This is a genomic window from Sphaerisporangium sp. NPDC049003, assembly GCF_043197795.1.
GTDB lineage: Bacteria > Actinomycetota > Actinomycetes > Streptosporangiales > Streptosporangiaceae > Sphaerisporangium.
This window is the reverse complement of sequence record NZ_JBICTU010000060.1, coordinates 1-20,943: the sequence shown is the minus strand read 5'-3', so window position 1 is coordinate 20,943 and position 20,943 is coordinate 1. Positions and strand designations below refer to the sequence as shown.

Genomic DNA, 20,943 nt, shown 5'->3' with positions numbered 1-20,943 from the left:
GACACGCGGGGTGGTCCCATCACTGGCAACCGGGTGGTCCCATGCTCGTGGCAGAAAACCACCCTCGGTGGTCCCATAAGCCTGGCCGGCGACACACCGTGCGGCCGTCGTCACCGCGCTGGTACGGGCGGCCTCCGCGATCCCTGCGACACGCGCGCATCTTCTTCCCGTTTTTCGGCGGTGGCTCTCTGCGGCGCGCCCGCAGCCTGCCCCGGCGATGTGGGCTCTGCGCGAGGTGCCCGTTACCGATGATGAGGCCGCTACGGCGCTTCTGTGGGGACTGCGTCATCCGGACGAGGAGGTGAAGATCCAAGCGGCTCTCTCCATTGCTCACCGTTTCAAAGGCCAGGACGATATAGAAACTGAACTCCTCCGTCTCCTGCGAGATGGCCCATCGGCATCGACACAGGCTGCCTGCCTATACGCGCTCGGAGTGGGCTGGCCCACCTCGCCCGAGACATCACAGCGCATTGAGTGGGCACGCAGCCAGGCCGCCTACCCGGTGCGCATCGCCGCCTTGCATCTACTGCTGCGCGCCGACCTGGACGATCCGCAAGAGCTACGCCCAGAAGAGCGCTTGTGGCTGATCGAGCTTGTACGGAGAGAGGACCGGCTCTTCTCCCACCCCTGGAAAGCGATGGTGGTCCAGCTGCTCGACCGTGCTGCGGCCGGGAACCGGCAGATGGCTGACTTCGCCCTGGAAACGCTGCGCGGCAATGGAAGAAACGGCGGCGACCGGGACTTGGCGTGGGCACTGGCGTGCCGTGTGTTCAGTGACGATGACCGGTTCCTGGAATGGACCGCGAGCGAACTCGGCACCGAGCACGGCATGATCCTCTTCAACATCAACATGGTCCCGCAGCGCTGGCGTGAACACCCGACCTTCCAGCAAGTGCTGGCACCGTTCGTCACCCACGAACTCACGCGCGGTATCCAGCCATTCACGGTCATCGGCCTGTCCAGGTCGATGACCGACGAGGCAGCCAGAGCTGCCCTGCTCGAGGGCCTGGACGCACATAGGCCGTGGTCCGCAGCCCGGGAACTCCTGAAGAGATTCGGCGAAGATGCCACCGTCGTCACGGCCCTGAGGGACCGGTTGCTCGGCAATTTCAAGCACGCCGCACCGCTGGCGGACGTCGCCATCGACGTGCTCGGCCTGGAGAAAGGGTTCGAGCTCCTCATCGGCCTTCTGCGTCACGAGGGCGGGCTGGATGAACATCAGGTGCTTGTTGCCAACGCAGTCGCCAATGCATGGGGGCTTCTTCGCTCTACAGCCGCCGGCACCACCCTTGAAGACGGAGAGTCTCTTGCCGATGCGCAGGCCGCCGCGCAACGCGTTCTGGAGCGCCACGACGCGGCCGAGGTGTCGCGGTTGTGCACGCAAGTCAGTGCGATCGTGCTCAGCTGGCACGTTCCCTCGATCATCTCGGCATGGCCGGACCAAGGACACGTCATCGACTACGCTCGCAGAGCGCTTCAGGATTCGCGCCACATCACGGTTGGGAACGACGATCTGACACATTCAGCGGTGCTGCAGGCGCACGCGGGCCGCGATGATGCCCGATCACGCGTTCTGACGCGGCATGCCCTTGACCTGCTGGGTCATCTGGATGCCGAACTGCGTGAGGTGCTGGCCTTCGAGCTCACGCGCAGTGCACTCGAACCCGCCGAGCTCATCGCCACGATCGCTTTGTGGAAGACCGATCCAGACCTGCAGGTCCGTCGCACAATCATGGTAGGTACAGCCCGGAATCTCATCGCCCGTCAGGAGGCTGCTGAAGCCAGCGGCCGCGAGAACCTCCTGCCGGAAATGGCGTGGTTGCGCGAGCAGATCAGGGAGGATCTTTGCGCCTACGGCCCTGAGCTGGAGGAGGATCGGCAGATCGCCTGGATCGGCATGCTGCTCTTGCAGGACCTGACCCTCATCGACGGGCTCCACGAGACGTTCGGCGAGCCGAATGAGCCAGGTGTCAAGCTCACGGGTCTGGACTTCGAGCCCGATCCGGTCTTGACCGATCTGATCGCAGCCAATTGGCCTGAGCTGGAGCAGCATTTCGGAGACCGTCTGTATGCCAGGCTCACCGGACGCACTCAGCAAACGACAGATGCCCCGCGCGCGCTGGTTCTGGCGGCGCTGGCTAGCGTTGCCGCCTACTACCCGCACATCGCCGAGCTCCTTCGCAGCGCCTATTCTGACGCTTCAGACGGCCCCGTCCTACGCGGTGACCGAAATGTCATCTTGTGGGCCAAGCGTGACGCCCGAGCCGATCTGTCGATCCTTACGGCGCTCGTCAGCACCTTGACTCCTTACAGCCCACGTCGCAGCAGCGTCGTCATCGCCAGCCTGTTGGACATCGAGTCCTGGAATGTCAGCGTCGAGGATTTCGCGGCGACGTTGACGGTGAGCGCATCGGACTGGGACTCGCCAGATGCCTGGGTAGACCGCGAGGGAGCCGAACAGCGCGCCGTGTACGCCCAGCTGTTTCCCCGGGATCCCGTGACGTTCACCTGGTTCAACGGTCTGTCTGAATGGTTCACCCACCGCGCCGGGCCAGGACCAAGCAGCTGGACCGACACGCTGGCAATCTGCTTCAGCGCCGCTGACCCCGCTGATTTGCCAATCCTGATATGCCGTGTCCACGAACGACTCGAAGCGGCCCCCCTGACCGAGATGCGGCTTGCCACCGGGCCGCTTCTGCGGCGCCTGGCCACCGACCCCGCGGCTGTCGCCGCCCTGCACTCGGCGCTCGGGGCGGACCTCACCCGCGAGAGCTCCCCGCTGTTCGCGCGGTTCGCCGACCCTGTGGTGAAAGCCCATCCCAATCTCGCCCGCCTTCGCAGAACCTACCTGCTCGCGCTCGTCCTCAAGCACGCCGGCCAACTGAAGCGCCAGCAAGCCGCCGGCGTCACAGCCTTCCTTACCTCCGCCGACCCCACCCTCACCGTCCACGACCCCTTCGCCGGCAGCACGGGCCCACTGTGGCTATCCCTGATGGATCTCCTCACCCGCAACTGAACACTTCTGGATTGTGGCTGGCTGTTCTTCTCGCCCGGTCCGGCCCGCTCGCCCACGCTACTTCCCCGAAGCGGGTCTGAGGGACGACCGTGCTGCGTTACGGCAACGGTGCTCTGCCACCGATTGCCACGGCGGCGATACTGGTCGTCCGCCGACACCGGGCCGATGGTGTCGGCGAACCGCAGCTGCGCTTTGCCGCGATGCTCGGGCTCGCCCACTCTCCCTGCGCGCACTTCTTCCGCCCGTTCCTTTTCGGGCAAGGACGCCCAAATGCCGATCACCGCGTCGAGGGCCTTCGGTAGTATGACCTCCCGACGGAAGGAAGCCGGTGATCTCCAGTCCCGAGCATCGCACCCCAACGGGACGCCAGCTGGACCTCTTGGCGGTCGTCGCAGAGCTGGCGGAATTGGCCGCACTGCCTGTCGGCGTGCTCCGCGTCCGAGAGGGCGCCGACGGCTGGGGAGTGTTCACGGTCATCAGCACCCGCCGTGACGACAACGACGACTATCAGACCAGCCCCTGCCGTCGCTGCCCCTGGCGCAGGGACGCACCAGTAGGCGCCTTCCCTCCCGAGGTGTTCCGCCACTCCGCTCACACGGCCTACGATCTGGCCGTGGCAACCTTCGGCTGCCACGCCTCCGACACCAGGCATCCGTCCACCTGTGCCGGATTCATACTCCGCGGCGCGGCCGACAACCTCACCCTCCGGATGCGGGGCCACGACTACAGCGACGTGCAGAGCGACGTCGACCTTTATGACAACTATCAACAGATGGCCATAGCCAACGGAGTCGACCCCGACGACCCGGCCTTGGCCCCATGCCGGGGCGACCGGCACGGACGCATCGGCACTGACTGGCCCGGGCCGGGCGTCACGCCCCGCCCAGACCCGGCCGATGTGGAACACATCTCTGCGGGACTGGATCGGCCGCACGATAACGGCGCAGAGAATGTCCAGCTCGAAACTAAGTAGGCATCTGAGCCGGGCCTGAAATTTGCCAGCACTAATGACGAGCCCGCTTCGCACCTCGTCTCCGTGTGCACGGGAGTGGGTGAGCCGCCTGGCCGCGCTGACGACCCTCTTGAAACGTGACGGCGAAGTACGACCGGGCCCAGTTGCGCGAACTCTACTGTTATCTTGGGTGACTCTGAGTAGGCAGTGATGTGAGGCAAGTAAGGTTGGCGCGTACTTGCCTCACCAGTATTCAGGGGTCTTCAGGCATGTCGGGTGCACTGCCTCGTTACTACCGGCCTGAGCGGGCGGCCGCCGACGAGTCGGTGTCGTGGTGGTGGTCGATGAGGACCTCGGTTGCATATCGAGGCGTGCGCGTATCTGGCGGGGCTGCGCGGGGTGGGCCGGGCGTTCAACACCGAGAAGACGTACGCCGGCCGGATCGCTTTGTACTTGTCGTACTGCCTGGGCACGGTGTGGAACATGCGCTGCGGACACGGCGATGAGTTCGGCGCCCGCGACGCGATGTCCGCCGCACGAGCGGCGATGACGTCGGTGAAGGACATGCACCGCGCCACCACCTTCGAGGCCGGCAACCCCCACTCGATCGCGCGCAAGGAGTTCGAAATGATGGCCAAAGCCGCGTATGCGTGGATCACCACAGTCGCCGGCGTCGACAGAATCGGCCCGCAGGCGGTCCGACACGAGAACAACAGCCTGTTAACCCAGATGATCGCCGATCGGGAAGCCCGGATCGCCGAGTCGGCGGCGAGCTGACCGGTCGGTTCACGATGCCTGATCATCGTGAACCGACCGGCACGGCAAGATCACCTCGCTGCCGACCGCCGGGGCGGGTAACACTTCGGGCATCGTTTCCCTGTTGCACCTCGGCGTGTCCGCTGCTCGGGTGTCGCTGGCCACGAGCCAGTACACCCGGCCTTCACGCACCGCCAGCTGCAGTCCTTACGGGAGTTCACACGCAGATCCGCAGCCGTCATTTCCGGATGGCCGATGACCTCGGCCAGTTCAGCCGCGATCTGCGGAAACATGTCTTGCAACGACTGGCCGGGCTTCGGCCGGACCCGTCCCGCAACAGTGCGCTTGCGTGCGCATTCGGAACAACCGCTGCCCTGGCCTGTCCGCCGACCGGGTGGAGCCGGCCATTCGTGTCTGCAGTCAGGATTCGGGCATCTCCATATGCACGACTTGTTCGAACTGGGCAGGAGATCCCACGCGGTCCATCCAGGATGGTCGACGACCTCGACGAGCTGGGCCGCCAGCGCCGGATTCACCTCAGCCAGCGATTCGCCTGGGCCCGGTCGGCTGTTGTCCGCCCCGGTCTTGCGATGGCCGCATTCCTTACAGCCCCGTCCCAAAAGCGTTCTCGCCGCCAGGGAAACTTCCCATTCATAGCCGCAGCCCGGCTTGGAGCAGCGCCAAGCGCACTCGTCATTGCATCCCGGCGGCATCCGATCAAGTCCCCTGCCCGGGTTGTCGCGGTTGGCGACGAACTCGTCCGCAAGATGAGGTGCAACGTCCAGCGCTGAGATCTTGGGCCCGGCTACGACGTCCTGCCACATTTGGGACGCCTTCTCCAGGGCGGCGTTGACCTGAGCAGCGTCGAGATCCTTCCATGGCGCGCCGCGCTGGCGCAGCACATCACCGAGGACGGCGGCCCACTCCTCAGGATCAAGTCCTCGCCCGGCCTCGTAGTGCGTCAGACCAGGGACCGGCAGCGGGGGCAGTCTACGCTCGCGAATTCGCACCAGATCGAGCCCGGCAGCCATGGCCGCTTCCGTCTTCGCGGTGTCGCGCGCGATGCTGGCCGCCCCGTCATGGCCCCAGGCAGGATCTAAGTCGATGAGCAGGCTCAGTTCCGGCAAGAAGAGATCGAAGCGGTCCTCTCTTCGCCCTTCCAGGCGCAGCCGATGATCCAACTCGACGGCAAGCCCGGATGCGGCTTCAACGAGCGCCGCTACCTTGCACTCGAAGAAGGAGCGCCCCTGACCGCTGCAGTCCGGACACCCGCGTCCGTTGGTGCGGTTGGCAACCTTGGCTGGTTTCAGATGCCCTTGCTCGCACTCCCACTCGCACAAATCATGCGCTTGCGGCAGCAAGGTATCCGGCCCTCGCTCCGGACGGCTCAGGTTCCTTCGAAACTGCTTGGCCAGTGCGGGATTGACGTCAGCGAGCGACTCACCTGGGCCGGGCACCCGGTTCCGCTTCCTCCAGCATTCTGGGCACCCTGTCGGCTTGCGTCGAGTCCGAAACCGCAAGGCCGCCGGCCACTCATACCCGCAGCCTTCGTTCGAACATCGCCACCAGCAACGGTCTTTGGCCGACCGCAGCATCTCCTCCAGCCGGAGTCCCGGATTCGAGAGGTTCGAGACAAACTCGCGCTGGAGCCGAGCCCATTGCTCCTGCCGGTCGGCGTCCTCATCCTGATCTCCCACGAGCGGCAGCATGGCAGACGCCACTGACAACATGAGCTCAGCGGAACTCGGACGGCCTCGCCGCCGCGCGGACCGGCCGCTGGCGGCCTATTTGCCTGACGTGGCTTAACGACCTTCGAGCGGCTGACCAGCTAGTTCGCTTGACAACCCCAGATAACCTGGGGCCTCCCAACGCCCGGTGTAGGGGGATGGATCGCGGCCGGCGTCGAGGGGTTCCTCAGCGTGTCACTGGCCGCGCTGCAGCGGAGCGCGTCGACGACCCGGCCCGCCTTGTCGTCCATGTCGTAGGTGAGGAGACCTTCACCTTCCCTGACGTATCTGTCCAGCAGATGTCCGGGACGGCGGATGTTGGGGTCTATCTGCATGGTCGTCCTTGGTGATCCCGATGCCGAGGACTCTTGCGAACCCGGGGAGCAGCGTCGCGGACGTCATTCGAGGCGTGATCAACGCGGCGGTGCGCGAGTTGACGGAGGAGACCGGTGTTGACCCCAACAAGATCGTCTCAGCGTCGCAAACCGCCGTCTACATCGAGTACGGCAGGGTTCCGGCACGACCGGAGAAGGACGAACCGGAGCACCACCATCTCGACATCGGATACTCCTTCGTGACAGATGCGGACGTGGGGCGCATCCAGGAGTCCGAGGTGAGGGGTGCCGCCTGGTACCCGCTCGCCGAGGCCGAGCGCCTCGTCGGGCACCGCATGGCGCGAGCGGTCAACGCGCCGGGCCGGGCCGGTTGACCGGACCCCGTCGAACGCTTCCGGTCGGCAGCGGCACCGGATCACGGTGCGCACCGGTCGAGGCTCCGCAGTCGGTGTTCGCCTCCTTGTCGAACCGAACGCGAGAGCCTCGACGGTCTAGTCACTAGCCAATGAAGCCGGTAGTGACGAAGTGCTAGCCCTCGCGACCGCCACCCGCAGCGAAGCGGCCAGAGCCGCCGGGGGTCAGTGTGATGTCCGGGCAGCAGATGCGGCAGCGGCGGCCCCCGCGGATCGTGTCGGCACGCACGGGGACGGGAGGGGCAGGGTCGTAGAACTGGCCGTGTGGGCAGGCGTTGTCGTCCAAGATGCGGGTCACCTCGCTCACGGTCCGGTTCAGAGTTGAGCAGCCCACGACATGAACGATGCGGGAGCCGGTCTCGACGAACCAGCCTTCGGGCGCCGCGCAGGCCGCCAGGTAGGTGTCCAGCTGAGGGCCTGTTGTGTGGACCCATCGTCGGAAGCGGTCACAGGGCCAGCACAGGTCTCCGGTGTCGGCGCAGGCGCATGTCTGACAGCACGAGCACAGGTTGCAGGTGTGCAGGATCCCGGTGCTGCCGACCTTCACCGTGACCAGGTCGTCGGTCTCGGTTTCGATAGGGCGTACGGCGGCGCCCTGGGCGTTGCTGTAGAGGATCTCGTAGCGGCCGGGTCCGGGAACGTCGACGACGCCGAGAACATGCCAATCCTGAGCCGACCGCACGGGCATGAAGAGCTCCAAGCTGGGGGGAAGATCAGTGACCACCCTACGCCGCGCCGAACCCGATCAGGGCGGCGTTCCGGGCCTGCACAATTTGATCATCACGGGCGCGGGGTATTAACCCGGTCACGCCCAGGCCTGCGGTTCGGTGGCGGCCGGCGGCGTCGATGAGGTCGACGTCGGGGCCGGGGGTGTCCGCGCCGCGCCGGCGGCGGGTGCGGCGCGGCCGAAGCCCGGGGATGGCGCCGATGGTGGCCACCAGCGGGCCGGTGCCGACCGGCAGGCCGCCGGGACGCGGCTGCGGAAAGCCGCCGTCTTGGCCGCCGCCGGGTCCCTGGTGCCCGGCGGAGTCACCCCCCGGCCCCCCGGGCCGTCCGGGCCGTCGGGGCGGGCGCCCGGCCGGGTACACCGCGGTGGGCTCGATCAGCGGCTCGCTCATCCGTCCGCTGCGATCCGCCGTGCCGATCGCGGGCACCTGCGCGGTCATGCCGGCTCCCCCGCGCCCGGCCATGTGCGCATCGAGCTCGGCCAGCAGCGGGCCGCTGCCTGAGGTTAGCCGGCCACTGGAGCCGGGCACTACCCGCACCCCCGCGTCGGCCATTCGGCGCGGGTGAGCGCCGCGCGGCCGTGGCCGCCGGCCCAGAAACCGTCGGGGGTGGCGGTGTGCACCGCGGCGTCACCGATGAACACCAGCACAATACGGACGGGTGTCCGCCAGGCGAATCCAGCAGGATTGCCCACGTGCGCGCGGGTCAACCGCGGCGGCCTGGCCGCGCGCGGGCCCGGGATGGCAAGGCTCATACCGCCGCCGAGCAGCGGGCGGTGGCCACCGGCGACCGCCGCTTCGACGGCGAACTGGGCGCTACGCCGGGCCGTCGTCGCCGAACGCGCGCAGACCACCGCGCACACCGCCGAGCTGGACCGGCGGATCGATGGCCCCGGCCCTTCGACATCGTGCTCAAATACCTCGCGGGCGGCGTGGCAGTCGCCTGTCGCCCTGCGGCGGGCACCGCCATGTGCGTCCGAACGGCTGGTCATGAAGGGGCGTTCGCTTCGCCGTCGTCCTGGCGGTCGGCGAGGAAGGCGGCTACCTCCTGATCGCTCTGTGCCGCCCCGATCCACCGGTACCTGCCGATCTCATCAGCCGGACGTCCCACAGCCGGATACACAGCAGCCTCAAAGCTGGGCGTGTCCAATTTGTAACCAGAGAAGGGCCAGTATGGAGGTTTGCCCAAGATCCACCATGGCTAACTCTTCACCGACACATTCCATGATCTTTGGAGCCTTGGTGGACCACCCCCCCCGGCCCGTGCGCCAGTCTGCGCGTTTACCGAAACGCAGACTCCTGACACGGGTCATCGTCACCGGCCTGGTGACAGCCCTCGCCCTATCCTCAACATCGACCGCGGAAGCAACTGAGGGACGTAACCTTCTGGTACTACGCCAGGCTCCGACACCGCCCAAGCCAGAGCAGGTCACCGAGCGCCCCGACATGACGTCGGCGGGGTTGGCCGCTCGTCTGCAGAACTCCCGCGTGGAGGTCACCTCAGAGCGCACTGAGGAGTCCACGTCATGGATCAACCCTGATGGGACCGTAACAACGGAGATCAACTCTGGGCCTATCCGCGTCAAGCGCGGGGATGGCTGGACTCCTGTCGACATCACGCTCGTCCAGGATGGTAACCGTCTGGTTCCCAAGGCGGCCGTCGCCGACATCGATTTCAGCGCCGACGGCTCGGGCGCCTTCGCCTCGATCGCTGACGACACCACGGTGAAGGTCAACGGGAAGCGTAAGGGCAAGACACGCCGCTTCGGCCTGAAGTGGGCCGGCCAGTTGGGTAAGCCAGAAGTCTCGGGCAGCACCATGACGTGGCGCGATGTCGTGCCAGGCGCTGATCTGGTCGTGCAGGCACAAGTTCGTGGTTTCGTGCACTTCATGGTCTTCCGTGAGCGGCCTACCGGCCCGGTGGAGATCAAGCTCCCGATCGAGCTGTCAGGAATGACGTTCGGCAAACGTGCCGATCACGGTCTGCAGCTCGCCGACGACTCCTCCGGCAAGGTGATCGCCGCCGCTCCCGCGCCGCAGATGTGGGACGCCGCCGCCGAACAGTCCCCCGATCAAGGCAAGCGTGCCGAGGTGGCCTCCGAGATCGTCAACGGTCCGGACGGTCCGACGTTCGTCCTCAAGCCGGACACGGGGTTCATGTCCGACCCAGCGGTGCAGTACCCGGTCACGGTGGACCCGTGGATGAACCTGACCCTTCAGACCGACACGTTCGTCTCCACCGACTACCCCAGCTCACAGACCAGCGGCACCTGGCTGCACGCGGGCAAGTTCGGCTCGGGCGCCAAGACCGCACGCACCTACCTGCAGTTCGGCCTGAACGGGATGACCCGCAAGCACATCCTCAACGCGGATCTGACCCTGTCGAACTACAAGTCCAACGCCTGCGGCAGCAGCGTGGGGTCGGGTATGCAGGTGCGCCGGGTGACCTCGGCGTGGCAGCCGTCGACGCTGACCCTGGCGGCGCAACCGTCCACGACGGCGACCGACGCTGTCACCAACACCAAGGCCTACGGCGATCCGGACTGCGCCGAGAGCACGATGCTGTTCTCCATCGAGAGCATGCTGCAAGCTTGGTCGGACGGCACCCCCAACTATGGCATGCAGATCAGGGCGGTGAATGAGTCCGACATCACCAACTGGCGGATGTTCCGCTCCTCGGAGAACACCTCCGGCATGCCCGGCCCGATGATCACGGTCCAGTGGAACTCCTACCCGACCGTGCCGTCGGCCCTGTCGATCACTCCCAGCGCCGGCGGTACCAACGGCGGCACGTATGTCACCTCGCTGACCCCGACCCTGGCCGGCCTGGTCGGCGACGGCGAATGGGACACCGAAGAGATCGACTTCGAGGTCCTGCGCGACCCAGCCTACCCTGCCGAAGGCACCGGCACGGTCTGGTCAGGCGCGGTGACCGGCCTCCAACAGGGAGAGCTCGGTAAGATCCAGGTCCCGGCGGGCAAGCTCGCCGACGGCAAGCACTACCAGTGGCGGGCGCGCGCGTTCGACGGCACCGACTACTCCCGCTCCTGGTCAGCGCTGAAGAGTTTCACCGTGGATGTGACCGACCCGGTCGCCCCCACCGTGAGCGTGGCGTCCTACTCGGCGAACGTCTGGTCGGCCAAGCAGACCCAGCCGGTGACCGCCACCTTCACCACCTCCTCCGCCGACGGCTCGGGCTACTACTGGGGCCTGGACGACCCGTCCGCGCCGAACCTGGCCGCCGACAACGGCGGCGGCGGCAAACCGCTGACCGTCGGCATCGATCCCAAGCAGGGCTGGCACACCCTGTACGTCAAGACCCGCGACATGGCCCTGCGCACCTCGACGGTGACCGCCTACAGCTTCGGCGCCGGAGTGGGTCAGGTCACCAAACCCTTGGACGAGGACCGTACCCAGGCCGCGATCGCCCTGGCCGCCATAGCGGCCCCCGACCGCACCGGCGTGCGGTACGAGTACAAGGCCGACGTCAAGACCGACGCCATCTGGTCACCGATCCCCACCACCGATGTGACCGTACCCGGCTCGCCCACCCCGATCGCCGCCTGGCCCGTCACACGGACCGACACCAGCCAGCCCTTCGCAGAGTTGTACTGGGACGTCGCCCACACCATGCGCAGCGCCGGTCGCGGTGACGGCCCCGTCGCGCTGCGGGCCTGCTTCACCAGCGGCACCGCCGACAACTGCTCCGACCCGCTCAACTTCACCTTGGAACGAACCGCTTTCGGCGCCTCCTATGCCACCGCCTCTCTTGGGCCTGGTTCCGCCGCCCTGCTCACCGGTGACTACTCGGTCAGCGCCACGGACGCTGATGCATTCGGATTGTCTGTATCCCGTGGCCACACCACCCTGGCCCCCGCCACCGTCACCGGCGCAGGCGGGGTGTTCGGACCAGGCTGGACCGCCTCCTTCCCCACCGGCAGCTCGACCGTCGCTGGCAGCCAGTTCGAAGATCACACTGACAAGGGGTACGTGCTCTTCACAGGTCCTGACGGCTCTCAGCTCACCTACACGAAGCAGGCCGACGGCACCTACCAGGGCGTCTCCGACGCCACCGACGGATCCACGGTGGTCAAGGACTCACCCACCCAGTTCACCCACACCGACGCCGCCGGGGTCAAGACAACCTTCAAGGCAGCCGCGGTGGCCCCGACCGCCCCTGCACACCTTTTCGCCGCCACGGCGGCTCCGGCGGTTGCGGCGGTCAACGAGCCCGATCCGCTGGAGATCGGGGTGAAGTTCACCGCCGACCAGCCAGGGCTGATCACAGGGGTGCGTTTCTACAAGGGCACGGGGAACACCGGAGCGCACATCGGGAACCTGTGGACCACCTCCGGGCAGAACCTTGCCACCGGGACGTTCAGCGGCGAAACCGCATCGGGATGGCAGACGCTCACCTTCGCCGCACCGGTTCAAGTGAGTCCTGGCACGACGTATGTGGCGTCCTACTTCGCTCCGGCCGGACACTACTCCTTCACAGACAACTTCTTCAGCACGGCCACCGACAGCCCTCCGCTGCACGCCCCGGCCACTGCGGACGTGTACGGCGGCAACGGCGTCTACGGCTACGGGGCGGCCTCCACGTTCCCGTCCGGCAGCTACCACGGCGGCAACTACTGGGTGGATGTGGAGTTCGTTCCCAACCAGGGCGCACCTGACCCCGCCCTGTTGACCGTGAGCACCACAAGCCTGTTCGGCGTGGCCGCCACCCCAGGAACTGCGGCCTCCACCGACCCCGACCCGGTCGAGTTGGGGGTGAAGTTCACCGCCGACCAGCCGGGATTCATCACCGGAATTCGTTTCTATAAGGGGCAAGGAAATACCGGAACGCACATCGGGAACCTGTGGACAGCGTCAGGTCAGAAGATCGCCACGGGCACGTTCACAGAGGAGGCCACATCGGGATGGCAGACCCTCACCTTCACCGCGCCGATCCGGGTAACGTCGGGCACAACGTACATCGCGTCCTACTTCGCTCCCGCCGGGCACTACTCCTTCGACGGTAACTATTTCGCGACGGCGAAGGACAGCCCGCCGCTACACGCCCCGGCCACCAGCGCCGTGTACGGCGGCAACGGCGTCTTCTCCTACGGCACCGCCTCCCAGTTCCCCACCAGTTCCTACGGCGGCGGCAACTACTGGGTCGACGTCAACTTCGCTTCTGACTTGACCCGATGGGTCGTCAGCAGTGTCCGCGAACCCGGCCAGGAGAACACCACCACCTATATGCTTGACGGGCAAGGACGGGTAACCCGCATGCTCGCCCCGGTTCCGGCAGGAGTGGACTGCTCCGCAAGCCTGGTCGCCGGATGCAAGACGCTCGACATTACCTACGCATCGGCCACCACGGCAACGGGCATCGCTTCCGGCTGGGGTGACTATGCCGGGCTGGTCAAGTCGATCTCATACGCGGCCTATGACCCCGCAACCTCGGCGATGAAGTCCACGATTGTCACCACCTACGGGTACGACTCCACCGGGCACCTGCGCACGGTGACCGATCCCCGTGTTGCGCTGACCACGACGTACTACTACACCGGTGAGGGCCGACTGAGCCAGGTGACCCCGTCTGGCCTGGCCCCATGGCGGATGGAGTACGACACCACCGGCCGGATCGCACACGTCACGCGGACCAGCCCTCAAGGAGAGCTCACCCAAGCCATCGCCTACAACCTGCCCATCGGCGGCACTGGCGCTCCAATCGACCTGACCAGCACCCAGACCACCAAATGGGCACAGGCGACAGACCTTCCCCGCGTCGGCGCAGCCGTCTTCCCTCCCTCCAAGGTTCCAGCCCGCGCCGGGGACGGCACTTACACGCCCTCTTCGGGGGACTTCCCTTACGGTCGGCTTACCTACCTAGATGTGAACGGCCGCTCGGTCAACACCGCTGTCTATGGAGCGGGCGCCTGGCAGGTCTCCGCGACCCGCTACGACGACTATGGCAACACCGTCTGGGAGATCGGCCCGGGCAATCGCGCCCAGGCGCTTGCCCCCACCGCCGATACGGACCCCTACGCTGCGGGCCGTACCAGCTCCGCGGAGCGTGCTGATCTCCTCGCCACCATCACCACCTATGACGACTACGGCAACGTGGTCACCACCGACGGCCCCACCCACCGGGTCGCTCTGGCGTCGAGGACGGTGGTGTCGGGCCGCCAGCACACCGCCTACACCTACGACGAGGGCATGCCCTCGAACAACATCGCGTTAGGCCTGGTCACGACGACCAAGACCTCTCCGCGGGTGGCGGACGGCACGGCGGGCTTAACCGCCGCCGACACCCGGACGCTCAAGACTGGGTACGCCCCGATCGTCTCCGGGGATCCGTCCGGCTGGGATCTTGCCCAGCCCACTAGCCAGACCACGCTCGTACCTGGTGGCACCGACATCGTCCAGCGGGTCCGCTATGACGATGCTGGACGCCAGATCGAGCGGTGGATGCCCTCTTCGGCCGGTTCCGACGCCGGGACCACGATCACCACCTACTACACCTTCGGTGCAAACAGCGTGGCCGCGTGCGGGAACAAGCCCGAATGGGCCGGACTGGTGTGCCGTACCGCCCCGGCGGCACAGCCGACCGGCCAGTCGCTGCCGGTCACCACTACTAGGTACGGGTACTTCGGCGGCACCACCACAGTCACCGAGGACACAGGCAGCGTCGTGCGGACCAGCACGTCCACCTATGACGGGGCGGGCCGTGTCACCACCACATCGCTGAACGTGACTACCGCCTCGGCGGGTGGTACCGCGGTGCCGGATGTCACCTACACCTACAACCCAGCCACGGGATTGCAGACCGAGGTCACCGCCGGCGGTGCCAGTGTCAGCACCGCCTATGACACGTTGGGCCGGGTCACCTCCACCACTGACGCCGACGGCAACGCCTCCACAACCGGCTACGACGCGGCCGGCCGGGTGCTTACCGTCAACGACGGCAAGGGCACCTACACCTACACCTACGACGGAACCGACGCCGCCGGGAAGGTCGAGCGCCGGGGCCTGGTGACCTCGGTCAACACCGGTGGAGCTGGCACATTCACCGGCGCCTACACCGCCGACGGCGCCTTGGCGCAGCAGAACTTGCCCGGCGGGCTCGCAGCCTCCAGCAGTTATGACAACAGCGGCATGAACATCGCGCTGACCTACGCCAAGGCCGGCACCAAATGGCTGAACTTCTCGGCCGTTCCCGACGCCGACGGCCGGATCGTGCAGATGGTCAGTGCCCAAGGCAGCACGGAGGAGTACACCTATGATGGGGCGGGACGGCTGACCAAGGTCGCCGACACCTGGGGCACCCAATGCACCACCCGGATGTACGGTTTCGACGCCGATACTAACCGCACCAGCCTGACCGCCTACCCAGCCGACGCCGACGGGCTGTGCTCGACGAGCACCACCCCAGTCAGCCAGACCTACGGCTACGACCAGGCCGACCGCATAACCACCAGCGGCTACACCTACGACGCGTTCGGCCGCACAACCCAGGTGCCCGCAGCGCACGTCTCCGGAAGCAGCAACGTGACGGTCGGGTACTTCTCCAACGACATGGTCGCCTCGCTGACCCAAGGCAGTCAGTCCTCTACGTTCAACCTTGACCCGGCCGGCCGGATCCGGTCGATGACCACCACCGGCGGTCCGCGCCCCGGCACGGTCACCAACCACTATGCAAGCGGGAGCGACAGCCCATCCTGGATCACTGAGGCCAACGGCACCTGGACCCGCAACGTCACCGGCCTGGGTGGCCTAGGTGCGATCCAGACGAACGGCGGCATCACCACTCTGCAACTGTCGAACCTGCACGGTGACGTCATAGCCACCTGCGACTCCGGCACCGGCGCGACCGGCATCCAGGCCTACTTCGAACAGACCGAGTACGGCTCAGCCCGCCCCGACGCCACCAACCCCACGCGCTACTCCTGGCTCGGCACCGCCCAACGTTCCTTCGACACCCTGGCCGGCTTCGCCCTCATGGGCGTCCGCCTCTACAACCCCATCACCGGCCGTTTCCTTCAAGTCGACCCGGTCATCGGAGGCAACGCCAACGCCTATGAATACTGCGGCGCTGACCCCATCAACTGCCGAGACCTGGATGGAAAGCGCTCCTGCGGATGGATTTGCGAGGGCGTAGCATGGCTGGGGGGTAAGGCCCTAGGCGTGGCTTGCGCCGTGTCTGGTTTGGCCTTCATACTCTGCAATGGTGCTATGGCGGGGCTTGTAGAGGTCGGCAAGTACATCTATATGCGCTCGGATGGGTCTCAAGGAGGAATCAAGACGGGAGGGCTCCTGTCCAGCTTCTTCAAGGGGTTCCTCCTCGGGCTAGTCTCAAGTGCAGTGGTCAGCAAGCTCGTCAAGTTCTTAAACTCAAAGATCAGAACATTTATCTATAAGTATCTCGCTAAATACATTCCCCTCAAGGCCTGGATATACATAGACGACTTCATTTACAATATGGGCCAGAGGCTCTATAAGGGGGCACATAGACCCTGGTGACCCTAACAAGCGGAGTCCGGTGATCTAACTCGCACAGCGCTCACCGAAGGCGGAAAGTGTGTATGAATACACACTTTCCGCCTTCGGCTGCAGAGACGCAAATCGTTAGGAGTGAATGTTGGCGGAAGATAGTCAGAGCCAGGACGGATTCATCCGTCGTATAGACAAGGCATTAGGTGGCGACCATCCGCCAACACGTCGGCAGCGAGCGGCGGCCGAAAGGCCCTTCGTATGGGGAATAGGATGGGGGCTCGCCGGAGGCCTCGCGTTGTTCCTTCTCTTTTCTGCAACTTCATGGTACAATGGCGAGCGCCCAATTCCCTGGTTGCTGACAGCTATCATCGGCCTCGGAACAGGCCTTTCTTGCGGGCTCGTCTTATCTCTTACAGCACTGGTTGAACGTCGAAGGCTGCGGGGGCGCGGAGACCATCGCCCGCGTCACGGTTCCCGCTAACTCGACCTTCGCCATCTACCACTCGGTCCGTTGGGCACGAGCAGAAAGCCTGCCCGTGAACCTGGGCCGACGTTCTGTTCCCTCTGGTGGCCCAGAAAAGGTTGCCGCCGGTACTACATTCAGAGATCTTGAGGTAGCGGATCTTCACGTCGGCGGTAGTGGCTGAGCGTGGCACGGGCCTGGTGAACGCGGCGGAAGACGGACCAGGCCAGGACGTGCTCGATGGCGTTGGTGGCCCTCCGCTCGGGTCGGTGTCATAGGGAACACCGGCCCATGACGCCTTCCGACCTCATGAACCAGGCACAACGACGAGATCTGACCGATTTTGGCCCTACCAGGGAGACTTGCAGTGGCAGAGTCCCCTGGCCCGTCTCACCTCACACCGCCAGCACCAATCATCCACGCCGGCCCGGAAGCGGTTCGTCGAAAAGAGCGAACTCGTCATCGTCGGGAGCCTGAAAGATCTCCACATACTCCTCAAGCAACTCGCGGCTGACAGGGGCTGTCCCAGGCGCCCCTTCCCCGTTGCGGGCTTCGAGACGGCGGCACAGCTCGTCGATCGGCGCAGCAAGGTAGTGCAGTTCGACGGGAAGGCCAAGTACGCGGGCTCGCAAACGCTTCTCATCGCGCTCGGAGCGCGCCCAGAAGCCGAACTCCAAGATCACACTCTGCCCTAGCCTCAACAGATCCTGAGCATGCTCCCAAAACCGCCGCTCAAGCCGGTCGCGGGTGTTCACATCGAACAGGTCGACGCCGAGATCAGCCATCCATTCGTCCGGACACAGCCGCACCGCTGGAAGGTCTCTCGCCAAGCGCTTGGCCAGTGTCGTTTTCCCGGAGCCAGGCAGCCCGCACAGCAAGATCAACCTGGGTTCAGGGCTCACATCATCCATCAGGCGCCTCTACAGCACCGCAGCAAGGTCACTCCGGCATGCTCGCGCAACAGCCCCAAAGACGGAAATGTTTCCGTTGGGACAGACCCCACACGAGGCCCGCTTCTCAGCCTTGAAGCCACCGCTGCAGCCTGCCTACTTGCCTTACGTGGCTTAACGACCTTCAAGCGGCTGACCAGCTAGTTCGCTTGACAACCCCAGATAACCATGGCGCCGCCCGCCCTGCTCCAGGCCACCACCGCGCTAGAAGGGTCGGTGTCGGCGTACGGGTTCAAGTGCAGAGGCAGGTACGGACAGAAGTACACGAGGTTGTGTGCCACTTCTCCGGGGGCGATGATCAGGTACTGCGCCGCGGAGAAAGTGAGCCTCATGGGAAATGTGCTGCTGACTGGAGCCACCGGAGGGATCGGGACGGCGCTGGTCAGCGCGCTCGTAGAGGCCGGGCATCAGGTGACTGCCGTGGGGCGCGATGTCGGGCGGCTCAATGTGCGGGGGATCGAGGCGGATCTGGCTGAACCCGGGACGCTGGCCGCCGTGGGAGGGCTGGAGGACGCGGGGGAACTGGGGGATGTGCAGGCGCTGGTGCATTGCGCGGGAATCTCCCCCGTCGAGGCCGTCGCCGAGGCCGGCCCCGAGACGTGGCGGCGGACGCTGGCGGTGAACGTGGCCTCCGCCGCTGAGCTGGTACGGCTGACGCTGCCCGCGTTGCGGCGGTCCAGGGGCCATGTGATCTTCGTCAACGCCTCGCCCGGGATGACCGGTGTCCCCCGCTGGTCGGCGTTCGTCGCCAGCAAGGCGGCGCTGCGGGAGCTGGCCGATTCACTGCGTGAGGAGGAGGCCGCCCATGGGATACGCGTCACCACGGTCTATCCCGCAGCGACGGCAACCGACCTGCTGGGTGAGGTCAGGAGCGCCTTCGGGCGCCCGTATGATCCCGAGTTGTGCATCCGGCCGCAGACGCTGGCTGCGATGATCGTCTGGGTGCTGAGTGCGCCAGCTGACGCCTACGCCTGCGAGCTGGCCGTGCTGCCGTCGCCGCGCTGAGCCTCTTGCCGGGAGTGGGCCGCCGCCTACGCACCAAGTCTGTACGTCTACACGTACATGCCTGTGCACATCTACCTGTACACCGACAGTCGGCTCAGACGGGAGGAGGAACGGCCTCCCTGGTGCGCGACGCCTCGGCCCGCATCGCCAGATCGCGTAGCCGCTTGCGGACGTCGACTCCATTCCATGTGCCCACGTAGTGTGGTTCGCCGCCCTCGATGGCCATCGCGAGGGCGTAACCCGCGCGGAGCGGATCACCGGGAGGCGGCACCGTGCTGCGCTGGTCGTAGCCCGTGGCGGGGACGTCCCATACCAGGATCCGCCAGTCGGTGCCGTGCTCCTGATACTCCTCATCCAGGAAGTACTTCACCACCCCGGATGCCTCAGCGATCAGATGGCCGAGGTAGGCGCGGAAGGTAGCGCGGCCGAACACGCGCGGGCTGCCCACAGCATCGTCAACGACCCCGCGCCCGGCCGTCTGCCGCTCCCCGTTGCTGTAGTGCACCCACGACCACGAAGGGTGGCCGGGTTCGCGCGTCTGGATCACGTAAGCGTATTGGCCGCCGAAGGTCATGCCTCCGATGATGGGCGGCCTGTGCCTGGTGCGCCACTGGAACCGAGCCGTCGATGCAGCGTGCCTTCAGCGCCGGTCAGCGTGCCTTACGTGCCTGACATGATCATATCGCTCTGACCTGCGAGAAGATGTCAGGAACCCCAGATAGCCCTGGCCGGGTCCGGATGTCAGCCGCGTGGACGGCGCCGGTTCTCCGCCGCCGACAGCAGGCCAAGGATGGCGTGCTCCCGGTGGAAAGCATGCCACCGGGCCGCGAGCCCGGAGTCGGCGAACACCGCCAGCCCCGGTTCCGTAGTCGGAGTCAGCTGAAAGACGTCCCACCCGCCTGCCGCATCGGCAAACTGGACGGCGATGTCGAGAAAGCTCGGCCCGCGGAAGTACGCGACGTGGGTGCCATCGGTTGCCAGCGGGGTGCCGGACTGGTCCGAGACCAAGGTGCCGGCCGACTTCCGGAGCTCGAAGAACGCGTTCACCTGAGGCCGCACTTCGGTGCGCATGGCAGCCTTGACACGCTGCTCGTGAGTAGGTGGCTTCAGGCAGGATTGGTACGAGAAGTCGATCGAGGAGCCATCGGTGCGGACTACCAAGAACCCCTTGTAGTTGCCGCGAGGCGTCCTCATGACGCGAAAGCAGTCAACGCCCGAGCCGATTTTGGCATCTGCCTCCGGATGCATGTCGAGCAGGTCGCGCAGCAGCAGGTCATCGGCCTCTTGGTTCACCACGTCGCCTACCTCATACCGACTTAGAACGCCACGGATGGCTTCCTCCGCCGCGCCCTTCGTCGGGTAACGCCGCACGCCAATCCAGAAAACAGGCAAGCTCAACTCTCATCCGCTCGGAACCTCTCGGGAACACGCTAAGCCAACGCTTGAACCGTCGTCTGCTGAAACCCCCAACCTGATGCGCGCCGCCCCCCAGTTCGACCCGTTCTGTCGGTCGGCAAGGGCCGCATGAACCTCTGCCCGCCGCTGGCTCGCACCATCACGACGCTGGGCTCGGCCGCCGCCGCAGCGGCTGACCAGACCAGCCCCACCACCGAACTCGGGCCTCAACCGGAACCGCAAGCTCGGCCGAACAGCCTGGCACGCCTTCGATGCAAGATGCCTTCACGGCCGGTCAACGTGCCTTACGTGCCTGACAAGATCATCGCGCTCTGACCTGCGGGAAGAGACTAAGAACCCAAGATAACGATGGCAGCAGCACCAGCTCGCCGTTCGCGAGGGGGAACTGGCCTTGGCCCGGGAACAGGCCACCGCCGCGGGCGCGCACGAAGGCCGACCAGCGCGTCGAGGCGGCGCGGGCAATGGGGTCGCCGACGCCAGCCGTGAGAGGATCTTTGAACGGTGCACCCGGCTGGACGCCTCCCGCAGCCGCGACCGCGGCGGCCAGGGTCCTCCGCCTCCGGCGGCGCGCGGTTCGAGCTCTGGTTACCCCCTCACCGGCGCCTCCTAGGAGCTGTTTGACGTTCGGATCTTGGTGGGGTCCGGTAGCGGGCTGGTCATGGCTGATAGAACTCGGATGTGGCGCGCTTTGATGTGACCGA

The 20,943-nt window shown here is 66.0% G+C and carries 13 protein-coding genes; 6 read left to right on the top strand and 7 right to left on the bottom strand.

The features are described 5' to 3' along the window. Positions 1 to 217: 217 nt before the first annotated feature. From ACGFIV_RS35635 to ACGFIV_RS35625, 3 genes are all read left to right on the top strand, one after another. Positions 218 to 3,016: a hypothetical protein gene (locus ACGFIV_RS35635; RefSeq protein ID WP_392839462.1), complete on the top strand. Its 2,799-nt coding sequence runs from the start codon at positions 218 to 220 to the stop codon at positions 3,014 to 3,016. A 328-nt stretch (positions 3,017 to 3,344) separates the two neighbouring features. Next, positions 3,345 to 3,989: a DUF6283 family protein gene (locus ACGFIV_RS35630; protein WP_392839460.1), complete on the top strand. Its 645-nt coding sequence runs from the start codon at positions 3,345 to 3,347 to the stop codon at positions 3,987 to 3,989. A gap of 336 nt (positions 3,990 to 4,325) precedes the next feature. Further along, the gene (locus ACGFIV_RS35625; protein WP_392839458.1) at positions 4,326 to 4,745 is read left to right on the top strand and encodes a hypothetical protein; all 420 of its coding nucleotides are present in this window, start codon (positions 4,326 to 4,328) and stop codon (positions 4,743 to 4,745) included. A 50-nt stretch (positions 4,746 to 4,795) separates the two neighbouring features. On the opposite strand, the gene ACGFIV_RS35620 is transcribed toward ACGFIV_RS35625, so the two are convergent. After that, on the bottom strand, positions 4,796 to 6,433 hold the full coding sequence (locus tag ACGFIV_RS35620) for a zinc-ribbon domain-containing protein (RefSeq protein ID WP_392839456.1): 1,638 nt from the start codon (positions 6,431 to 6,433) through the stop codon (positions 4,796 to 4,798). A gap of 373 nt (positions 6,434 to 6,806) precedes the next feature. Between ACGFIV_RS35620 and ACGFIV_RS35615 the strand changes: the two genes are divergently transcribed. Then, positions 6,807 to 7,160, top strand: a complete 354-nt coding sequence (locus ACGFIV_RS35615; RefSeq protein WP_392839454.1) for an NUDIX domain-containing protein — start codon at positions 6,807 to 6,809, stop codon at positions 7,158 to 7,160. Positions 7,161 to 7,314: 154 nt separating this feature from the next. On the opposite strand, the gene ACGFIV_RS35610 is transcribed toward ACGFIV_RS35615, so the two are convergent. From ACGFIV_RS35610 to ACGFIV_RS35600, 3 genes are all read right to left on the bottom strand, one after another. Further along, positions 7,315 to 7,887 carry a hypothetical protein gene (locus tag ACGFIV_RS35610; protein ID WP_392839452.1) on the bottom strand — a complete coding sequence of 191 codons (573 nt, stop codon included), beginning with the start codon at positions 7,885 to 7,887 and terminating at the stop codon, positions 7,315 to 7,317. 37 nt (positions 7,888 to 7,924) lie between these two features. Then, positions 7,925 to 8,365, bottom strand: coding sequence for a hypothetical protein (locus ACGFIV_RS35605; protein WP_392839450.1), 441 nt, complete (start codon positions 8,363 to 8,365; stop codon positions 7,925 to 7,927). Positions 8,366 to 8,454: 89 nt separating this feature from the next. Next, the gene (locus tag ACGFIV_RS35600) at positions 8,455 to 8,916 is read right to left on the bottom strand and encodes a hypothetical protein (protein WP_392839448.1); all 462 of its coding nucleotides are present in this window, start codon (positions 8,914 to 8,916) and stop codon (positions 8,455 to 8,457) included. Positions 8,917 to 9,166: 250 nt separating this feature from the next. Here ACGFIV_RS35600 and ACGFIV_RS35595 point away from each other — a divergent pair, with 250 nt between their 5' ends. Further along, entirely contained in the window at positions 9,167 to 16,435 is a 7,269-nt protein-coding gene (locus tag ACGFIV_RS35595) for a DUF4082 domain-containing protein (protein ID WP_392839446.1), read from the top strand. A gap of 849 nt (positions 16,436 to 17,284) precedes the next feature. Here the strand turns inward: ACGFIV_RS35595 and ACGFIV_RS35590 are convergent. After that, positions 17,285 to 17,782 carry an AAA family ATPase gene (locus ACGFIV_RS35590; RefSeq protein WP_392839444.1) on the bottom strand — a complete coding sequence of 166 codons (498 nt, stop codon included), beginning with the start codon at positions 17,780 to 17,782 and terminating at the stop codon, positions 17,285 to 17,287. Between the two features lie 369 nt (positions 17,783 to 18,151). On the opposite strand from ACGFIV_RS35590, the gene ACGFIV_RS35585 reads away from it, so the two are divergent. After that, positions 18,152 to 18,826, top strand: coding sequence for an SDR family NAD(P)-dependent oxidoreductase (locus tag ACGFIV_RS35585; protein WP_392839442.1), 675 nt, complete (start codon positions 18,152 to 18,154; stop codon positions 18,824 to 18,826). 94 nt (positions 18,827 to 18,920) lie between these two features. On the opposite strand, the gene ACGFIV_RS35580 is transcribed toward ACGFIV_RS35585, so the two are convergent. Together ACGFIV_RS35580 and ACGFIV_RS35575 are read right to left on the bottom strand one after the other, a co-directional pair. Beyond that, positions 18,921 to 19,400 carry a hypothetical protein gene (locus ACGFIV_RS35580; RefSeq protein ID WP_392839440.1) on the bottom strand — a complete coding sequence of 160 codons (480 nt, stop codon included), beginning with the start codon at positions 19,398 to 19,400 and terminating at the stop codon, positions 18,921 to 18,923. Between the two features lie 167 nt (positions 19,401 to 19,567). Continuing rightward, positions 19,568 to 20,218, bottom strand: a complete 651-nt coding sequence (locus tag ACGFIV_RS35575) for a DCL family protein (RefSeq protein ID WP_392839438.1) — start codon at positions 20,216 to 20,218, stop codon at positions 19,568 to 19,570. Positions 20,219 to 20,943: the final 725 nt, after the last annotated feature.